Raw genomic sequence first — 6,166 nt, 5'->3', positions numbered from 1 at the left:
GCCCACGTTTACGTGTGGCTTATTACGTTCGAACTTAGCCTTAGCCATGTTTATATTCCTCGTTTACGTCGAACACAATTCTGAGCAAAACTCAGCATCGACTTATCGCTTTAAAAAACCAAACACCCAATACTTGAAAAGCAGACTAATAAGCCTGCTTTTTAAAATCTTTGCAACAATGTTGCCAAACTGTATTTGGAGCTCTTATCGAGATTTGAACTCGAGACCTCTCCCTTACCAAGGGAGTGCTCTACCACTGAGCTATAAGAGCAAATTTTTGTACTTCAAAATGGAGCGGGAGACGAGGGTCGAACTCGCGACATGTAGCTTGGAAGGCTACCGCTCTACCAACTGAGCTACTCCCGCACGATGTTGGTACAATCCACTATTTGAAGTCTTAAAATTGGTGGTGAGGGAAGGATTCGAACCTTCGAAACTTTCGTAGCGGAGTTACAGTCCGCCCCCTTTGACCGCTCGGGAACCTCACCATTTTTTACACTTACATCAGTGTTTGTTCTTTACTTCGTACTCCAAGATGGTGCCGGCACACGGATTCGAACTGTGGACCTACTGATTACAAGTCAGTTGCTCTACCAACTGAGCTATGCCGGCGTTTCTTAGTGTTTCGTACGTTTCGTATCGGAACGGTGTGCAGTTTAGCAAAACTTAGAATCCGTGCAAGTGTTTTTTTCAAAAAAACCGTCAAAAACTCATAAAATCAACCCGTTTGATGATAATTCAACCGCTTTGATCACTGCGCGAGCTTTTATCTGGGTTTCATTCCATTCAGATTCAGGATTTGAGTCATAAACCAGCCCTGCTCCAGCCTGAACATAGACCTTATTTTCACGAATAACACAGGTTCGAATGGCAATAGACATGTCCATTTCCCCATGCCAGCCTAAATAACCGACAGCCCCACCGAAAATTCCGCGTTTGACCGGCTCAACTTCGTCAATAATTTCCATGGCACGAATTTTTGGTGCGCCTGAAAGCGTACCTGCCGGGAAAGTGGCTTTAAATACATCCAGCGCATCGACATCATCACGTACTTCACCCTGCACATTTGAGACAATGTGCATGACATGTGAATAACGTTCGATCACCATTTTATCGGTGACCTGCACTTTCCCGATTTTTGACACACGCCCGACATCGTTACGCCCTAAGTCAATCAGCATCAGATGTTCAGCAATCTCTTTTTCATCTGAAAGCAAATCTTGTTCAAGTGCCAAATCTTCTTCTTTGGTTTTACCGCGCGGACGTGTACCCGCCAAAGGACGCACGGTCGCAATCCCATTTTCCAGACGCGATAAAATTTCAGGTGAAGATCCTACAATATGGAAAGGTTTGTGATTATCCAGCGTTTGCCCTTGCACCAGAAACAAATAAGGCGATGGATTGAGATGACGCAGTGCGCGGTAAACCTGTAAAGGCTCGCCATCGAAGTCCGATACCATACGATGTCCCGGAACAACCTGCATGACATCACCGGCTTTAATGTATTCCTTCACCTTGGCAATGGATTCGATAAACTTGTCGTGCCCGGTTAAAGACTCAAAATGTGGTGCTGTATGTTTTTTTGCCTGCAGGCTAATTGGAGTTGCCAGTGTTTCCTCCAATTTGTCTAACTGTGCTTGAGCCTTGGCATAGGCTTCAGGATCATTAACATCTGCATGCACAATGAGGAATAAAGTATCTTTTAAGTTATCAAACACAATCACGGTTTTAGACAGCATCATCCAGATATCAGGCAAACCTACCGGATCGGCCTCAGGCACATTTTTTAGGCGCGGTTCAATATAACGCACGGCGTCATAACCAAAGTAGCCAACCAGACCACCAGTAAAGCTCGGTAAATCAGGTAAATCTTTTTGTGTCGGCACCTGAAACTGAGCCTGAAAATCACGAATATATTGAAAAGGGTCACTGCAGCTTTGGCTTTCTATTGAGCCATCCGCCTGCTGAATGGTTAAAACACCGCGATTGCATGAAAATACCGTGGACTCACCCAAACCGATAATGGAATAACGTGCCCAGTTTTCTCCACCTTCGACCGATTCAAATAAATAAGCTTGTTGATGGTCTTTCAGACGCGCAAATACCGACAGGGGTGTTTCGGTATCGGCCAAACGCTGGCGATAAACTGGAATCAGGTTGTAACCGTCAGATTTTAACTGCTCGAATTGAGTTTGAGTTGTCATGAGTATTCTCTATATGTTTTCGATATGGCTGGTTTAGGTTTGTTTTGCTGTAGTCTGACTTAGTTTCGCCATCGAAAAACCATACAATCTCTCATTCCGCTATCCTTAATTTTCAATTATTGCGCAAGTAATTCCGTTAAATCATCAACCACTTGCTGTGGCTGGCAATCATGAATATCTTCACCATGATTATAGCCATAGCTAACCACAATACAATCAACTCCTGCACGTCTTGCCGCTTCCACATCATTACTGGAATCACCAATCATGAGCGTTTCTGCTGTAGTGACAGCATATTCATTCACACAAAACAGCAACTGTCGTGGATGCGGCTTACGCTCTTGAAAACGGTCTCCGCCAATCACATCGACAAAATAGTGACTTAAGCCCAGCGTTTCGACAATCGCACGTGCCGGTTGTTCAGGCTTATTGGTAACACAGATCATTTTTTTATTGTTTTTCAGCCCCCACTCCAAAAACTCGATAATGCCTTTAAAGGGCTGGGTGTCTATACAAGGATCTGCATTATAAATGCTTAAAAAGGTATCGAGTAATTGTTGATGCTGGGCTGGATCAACCTGTCCGGTTAAATATTTCAGGGTACTTTGACAAAATACCGAGGTTCCCTTGCCAATCCAGGTGCGAACCTGCTCTTCCGTCACTGCAGGTAACTGCAAGGCATTCAGGCTCATATTCATAGCCCGGTACAAATCTGACGCTGAGTCAACCAAGGTACCATCCAAGTCAAATAAAATCAGTTCACGGCTTTCCAGTTTTGCTACCGACATCTTTTCCCTCTCACGATTTACCTTAACCCACACCCAAATAACTCAAATAACCCACATAATTAAGGCATGCGATTGCATGCCTTAATTGTAAGTCGCGCACAGGCTTATTTAAAGAATAACCAGGCAATGATTGCAAGAATAATCAGTACAATAATCGAGATTAAACCCAGCGATGCATTCTTCTGCTCTTCTTTGGCTTGCTCAACACGTGATACCGGTGTTTCAATCGCTATTGGTGTTTGCTGCTCGGGAATTGCACTCAAGTCCACACCTTCAGGAATTGGCGCTGGTTTTGGCACTGCAACGCCTTGCGGCATACCATCGCGGCTCACCTGAACATTGGCATCACGTTCAGTCAGTTCAGGCATGCCCTGATCATTCATCTGTTCGGCTGCAGTCTTTGCTGCTGGTTCAACTGGTGCTGCTGCCGCAGTTTCAGAAGCTGCAACTGCCTCTGAAGGCTGCTCGCTGGTCGGAACAATTTCCGTTTCAGCCAATGCTGGCTCAATCTCTTTAGCCGGTGCAAGTACAGAGAACTTCAAGCCTGCAAACTGAATGATATCCCCTTCTTTTAACAAGGTTTCATGTTCAATGCGCACATCATTGACGAAGGTGCCATTCGATGAATTCAAATCTTGCAGCCATAAGGCCTGGTCTTTGAGCAAAAAAGCTGCATGTTTGCGTGAAATTTCCCCAGCTTGCAATACGATGTCTGCGCTCTGATGGCGACCGACCAACATATCACGGTCGATGCTAATTTCCTGTCCCGTTAATTCACCGGTAATTGCTTGTATTTTCCAAGTCATGAAATGCACTTCTCTTTGTGATTTTAAATCATCATATCACGGCAAATATTCAATTCTTTACCCACTCTGTTAAGAACCGGAACGAATCTTGGTCGTGGTGACCGTATTTCTGGTTTTTTCTACTACTGATTGCGGCACAGCTATCGCCTGTTTTTGCACAACTGGCTCAATTGCCACTGGAGTAGTAAACGTAGCTGCATTCGGTTGTGCCTGGGTTGCCGAAGGTACAGTTTGATAATTCGGCACTGACGGTGTAACCGGAATTCGCTGCTGATAAATATCTTCTACATTTTCAGGTAATTTTGCAAAAGTACCATCCTGATCCATAGCCAATTGCAAGCTATATAACTGGCTATAGCGCTGCTGCGACAAACGGCGCACATCCTGACTATCACCTACAATTGTCGGGTGGATAAACACCAGCAAATTGCGTTTTTCATTGGATTTGGCATCGGCACGGAATAAACGTCCCAGACCTGGGATTGCCCCCAAACCCGGTACCGACTGACGGCTATGAATCGAGTTATCGGAAATTAAGCCGCCCAATACAATGGTTTGTCCATGCTCAGCCAGAATCGAAGTCTTGATGGCACGCTTACTGGTAATTAAATCTTGAGCTTCACCTTTGGGCTGTACCGCAGAAACTTCCTGCTCCACTTCAAGACGAACCGAACCGCCCTCGCCAATATGCGGCACCACCTTTAAAGTGACACCGACATCCTTACGTTCTACCGTGGTATAAGGGTTGGCAACCCCGGCTGCACCTGTGGATACAGAACCTGTCACAAAGGGGACGTTTTGCCCCACGACAATATAAGCCTGCTCATTATCCATGGTTACGATGGAAGGCGTAGAAAGCAAGTTGGACTTGGTTTTGCTCTTTAAGGCCTGAATCAATGCACCATAAAGTTTGCGTGAACCATTATCGCCTTCTTTATAATCCCCAAGCAACAATGAAGTGCCTGTGCCCAATTTGGCCGCAGCACCTGCTGCCCCACCCGCCACATATCCGGCAGCAAGCGAAGCGAGACTGGCCCCCGCATTGCTAAAGTTGATTAAACCAATACCGCTGTTCAGATCACCCAATGCCCATTGCACGCCCAATTGGTCGGCATCATTGCCTTCCAATTCAATGATGGCAGCTTCAATCAGTACCTGCTGACGACGGATATCCAGCTGCTGAATGGCCGATTCAATTTCACGCATCAGTTGCGGATCGGCTTTCACTACCAATGAATTTTGGCTGTCATCGGCAATAATACTGACACCATTGGCATTAAAACTAGTAATACCCTTAGTAGTATTATTATTCGAACTTCCACCCAAATTAATGCTTGGGGTGGAAATACTGGAAGAACTATTGCTGGAAGAAGTACTGCTGGAATTGTTATTACTTAAATTGCTCATCATATTATTATTGTTTGATGATGAAGCTGATGAGCTTGATACTGATTGACCAGATACCAATCCTTGTAAAATTTCTGCAAGATTTTTGGCACTGGCATATTTCAAGCGAAAGACTTTTAAGCCGCCCAACCGATCTGCTGCCGGCACATCCAGCATTTCAATCATCTGACGGATGCGCTTGCGGGTTGCGGTATCTCCTTTAAGCACAATCCGGTTGGTTCGGGTATCAGCAATAATACGGATACGCGAGCCTTTTAAATCTCGTGCTGCACCGGTAGAGCTCATGGATTCCAGTAAGCCGATCATTTCTTCAGCCTGACTGGATTGCAGGGTCACGGCTTCAATATCATTTTGCCCGGTACCATCCAGGTTACGGATAATGATTTCCAGCTGAGCAATATTACTGGCACGGTCGGACACAATCAGCGCATTGGTTCCAGCCACAGCTGACAAATTTGCAAACTGCGGCATCAATGGACGGATTGCAGGAATCAGGTCATTCGGGTTGGTATTTTCCAGCCAAATCACACGTGTGACAATTTGATCACCAGTCGCGCGGTGCTTGGCATCATAAGGAATACCGGAACTTTTCACGTTGCTGTCAGGCACCAATTTTATGGTATTGCCAGAAGGAATGGCCACCACACCATTAACGTTCAACACCCCTAGAAATAAATCGTAAACTTCGGCTTTATTTAAAGGCTTATTTGAAATGACTGTGACATTGCCGCGCACCCGTGGATCAACAGCAAAATTTTTCCCTGTAATATCGGCCACTTCATTAATAAATGCTGTTAAATCAGCATCACGTAAGTTGATTTTCCATGTTTGCGCATGAGTAGAAGTACTCACCATAGCAATAAGAGGTGCCGCTGCGAATAAAGCCCAAACTGGACGATGATGATTAAATAAAGCCATAAAGTTCCGTGCTTCCTAATCCTGTAAGGTGACGATACATCAC

At 45.2% G+C, this 6,166-nt stretch carries 4 protein-coding genes and 4 tRNA genes; all 8 read right to left on the bottom strand.

Annotation, left to right across the window (positions count from 1 at the left end):
- Positions 1–196 precede the first annotated feature (196 nt).
- Positions 197–271 (bottom strand) — tRNA-Thr (locus WAE57_RS07815).
- Between the two features lie 19 nt (positions 272–290).
- Positions 291–366 (bottom strand) — tRNA-Gly (locus tag WAE57_RS07810).
- Between the two features lie 38 nt (positions 367–404).
- Positions 405–488 (bottom strand) — tRNA-Tyr (locus tag WAE57_RS07805).
- A 48-nt stretch (positions 489–536) separates the two neighbouring features.
- Positions 537–612, bottom strand: a tRNA-Thr gene (locus tag WAE57_RS07800).
- Positions 613–710: 98 nt separating this feature from the next.
- Positions 711–2,204, bottom strand: coding sequence for an anthranilate synthase component I (gene trpE / locus WAE57_RS07795; protein WP_337709798.1), 1,494 nt, complete (start codon positions 2,202–2,204; stop codon positions 711–713).
- A gap of 116 nt (positions 2,205–2,320) precedes the next feature.
- Complete coding sequence (gene gph, locus WAE57_RS07790; protein ID WP_337709796.1) at positions 2,321–2,992, bottom strand: phosphoglycolate phosphatase; 672 nt, start codon at positions 2,990–2,992, stop codon at positions 2,321–2,323.
- Positions 2,993–3,096: 104 nt separating this feature from the next.
- Positions 3,097–3,798: an FHA domain-containing protein gene (locus tag WAE57_RS07785; RefSeq protein WP_337709794.1), complete on the bottom strand. Its 702-nt coding sequence runs from the start codon at positions 3,796–3,798 to the stop codon at positions 3,097–3,099.
- A gap of 69 nt (positions 3,799–3,867) precedes the next feature.
- Entirely contained in the window at positions 3,868–6,123 is a 2,256-nt protein-coding gene (gspD, locus tag WAE57_RS07780; protein ID WP_337709792.1) for a type II secretion system secretin GspD, read from the bottom strand.
- Between the last annotated feature and the right edge of the window lie 43 nt (positions 6,124–6,166).

The sequence above is a fragment of the Acinetobacter sp. NS-4 genome, from assembly GCF_037402435.1.
GTDB lineage: Bacteria > Pseudomonadota > Gammaproteobacteria > Pseudomonadales > Moraxellaceae > Acinetobacter.
Note: the sequence above shows the minus strand (reverse complement) of the source record. Positions and strands in the feature narration are given on the sequence as shown.